The organism is Mesorhizobium sp. M2C.T.Ca.TU.002.02.1.1 (assembly GCF_003997225.1).
On the sequence record NZ_RZTO01000883.1, the window covers coordinates 1 to 2,413 of the forward strand.

Sequence of the window (2,413 nt, forward strand, 5' to 3'; positions counted from 1 at the left end):
CAGTACAGCCGGGTTGGGCGGGCCATGCGGGCGCTCGCCCAGGACCGCGTCGCGGCCCAGCTGATGGGCGTCCGCGTCGACCGCTATTCGATGATCGGCTTCGCCATGGGCGCCATGCTCGCGGGTGTCGTCGGCGGGCTGCTAGTCACCATCACCGGCGTCAATTCCGGCATCGGCGGGCCGATCTCGATCAAGGCCTTCCTGATGGTGATGATCGGCGGCGCCGGCGTCGTCGGTGGCGCGATCGCCGGCGGCTTCATCCTCGGCATGATGGAGTCGGTCGGCCTCACCGTGCTGCGCGAATATGGCGACGTGACCTATCTCGTCATCTTCGCCGCCCTGATGGTGTTCCTGTCGATCCGCCCCAACGGGCTGATGGGCAAGCCGTGGGGTTGATCGCGCCATGACCGTCAATCGCAACACCAGGATCGCCGCGGTCGTCGCCTTCCTCGCGATCGTCTTCATCGCCGTGCCGGTCGCGATCTCGTCGAGCGGCCGCTTCGACCTCTATTACACGCTGACCTCGGTGGCGCTGCTCAGCATCGCCAGCGCCGGCGTCTGGCTCACCTTCTACATCGGCCGCATCAACATCGGCCAGGGCGCCTACGCGCTGATGGGCGGCTATGTCTCGGCCATACTGGTGATGAACCATGGCTGGTCGTTCTGGCTGACCTTGCCAGTGGCCGGGCTTTTCTGCGCCGCTGCAAGCGTGCTGATCGGCCTGCCGATCCTGCGCCTGCGCGGCGTCTATTTCGCCATGGTAACGCTGGTGCTGACCGAGGTGGCGCGGCTGCTTGCGCTGGCGCTGCCGATCACCAACGGCGCCAAGGGCATCGTCAGCATCCCGCTGCCCGGCGCCCTGTCGATCTTCGGCCTGACCATCATTCCGGATTTCGCTACGCTGCAGAATTCGCGGCTCGCCTTCTATCTGCTGGCGGTAACGCTGATGGTGGTCTGCTTCGCGGTCATGTACCGGCTGGTCAATTCGCGCATCGGCAGGCTTTGCCAGTCGCTGCAGCAGAACGAGGAGCTCGCATCCTCGATCGGCGTCAACATCGCCTGGCTGCGCGTCATCGCCTACGCCGTGTCGTCCTTCTTCGGCGGCGTTTCCGGCGCCATCTTCGCCGCCATCTCGCAGTCGATCTATCCGTCGAGCTTCACCGTCACCGATTCCGTCAACTTCATGCTGAACTGCTTCCTCGGCGGTCTCGGCTATGTGTTCGGTCCGATGCTCGGCACGCTGGTGCTCTATTTCGGCTGGGACCTTCTGTTCCAGACCGGCCAGTTCCAACTGCTCATCTATTCCGGCCTGATGATCGTGCTGATGCTGGTGCTGCCCAACGGCCTGCTCAGCCTTGCCGAAACGACCCGGAAGAAGGGTTGAACGATGGCCGAAATGCTCGAGGTCTCCGGCATCACCAAGCGCTTCGGCGGTCTGGTTGCGGTCAACAACGTGTCCTTCTCGGTGCGCGAGAAGGAGATACTGTCGGTGATCGGTCCGAACGGCGCCGGCAAGTCGACTTTGTTCAAGCTGATCTCGTCCTTCCTCAGGCCCACAACCGGCGAGGTGCGCCTGAAGGGCGAACGCATCTCCGGTCTCGCCCCGCATATCGCCGCCCGCAGGGGCGTGGTGCGCACCTTCCAGGAGACGACGATCTTCAAGAATATGAGCGTGCGCGACAATGTCATCATCGCGCATCATCTGCGCTCGAAGGCGAGCCTGTTCGGCTTCTTCCTCGGCACCGGCACGGCGAAGGCCGACGAAGCGGCCTTCGGCCAATCGGCCGACGAGATCCTGGCGCTGCTCGGCCTCTCCTCGCTCGCCAATGAGACCGCCCGCAACCTGCCGCACGGCCATTTGCGCGCGCTGGGCATCGCCATCGGTCTCGCCACCAACCCTTCCATCCTGCTGCTCGACGAGCCCTTTGCCGGCATGAACCACGACGAGACCATGCGCATGGTGGAAATGGTGCGGCGCCTTCGCGGGCGCGGCCTGACCATCCTTCTGGTCGAGCACGATATGCCGGCCGTGATGAAGATTTCGGACCGCCTCGTCGTGCTCAATTTCGGGCAGAAGATCGCCGAGGGAACGCCGTCGGAAATCCAGGCCAACGAGAAGGTGATCGAAGCCTATCTGGGCAGCGAAGACGAGGCGATCGGCCTATGAACCAGATCCTGAACTTCGCCAATGTCGAGCTCTACTACGACCACGTCTATGCGCTGAAAGGCGTCTCGCTCGAGGTCAATGAGGGTGAGACCGTCGCGCTGATCGGCGCTAACGGCGCCGGCAAATCGTCGATCCTTCGCGCCATCACCGGTCTGCGCAAGATCAGGTCCGGCGAGATCCAATACAACGGCAGGCGCATCGATGGTGCCGCCCCCGACGAGATCGTCAAGATGGGCATCGCCATGG

Annotated in this window: 3 protein-coding genes and 1 pseudogene; all 4 read left to right on the plus strand. The window is 63.8% G+C overall.

Translation table 11 applies throughout. From position 1 onward, the window contains the following. A pseudogene (locus EOD07_RS30880) lies at positions 1-396 on the plus strand (branched-chain amino acid ABC transporter permease); the annotation flags it as partial. A gap of 7 nt (positions 397-403) precedes the next feature. After that, complete coding sequence (locus EOD07_RS30885) at positions 404-1,384, plus strand: branched-chain amino acid ABC transporter permease (protein WP_127237987.1); 981 nt, start codon at positions 404-406, stop codon at positions 1,382-1,384. A gap of 3 nt (positions 1,385-1,387) precedes the next feature. Continuing rightward, complete coding sequence (locus tag EOD07_RS30890; RefSeq protein WP_127237988.1) at positions 1,388-2,167, plus strand: ABC transporter ATP-binding protein; 780 nt, start codon at positions 1,388-1,390, stop codon at positions 2,165-2,167. Beyond that, positions 2,164-2,413, plus strand: a 250-nt coding sequence (locus tag EOD07_RS30895; protein WP_127237989.1) for an ATP-binding cassette domain-containing protein, incomplete at its 3' end; no start/stop codon positions are given. The genes EOD07_RS30890 and EOD07_RS30895, both read left to right, overlap by 4 nt.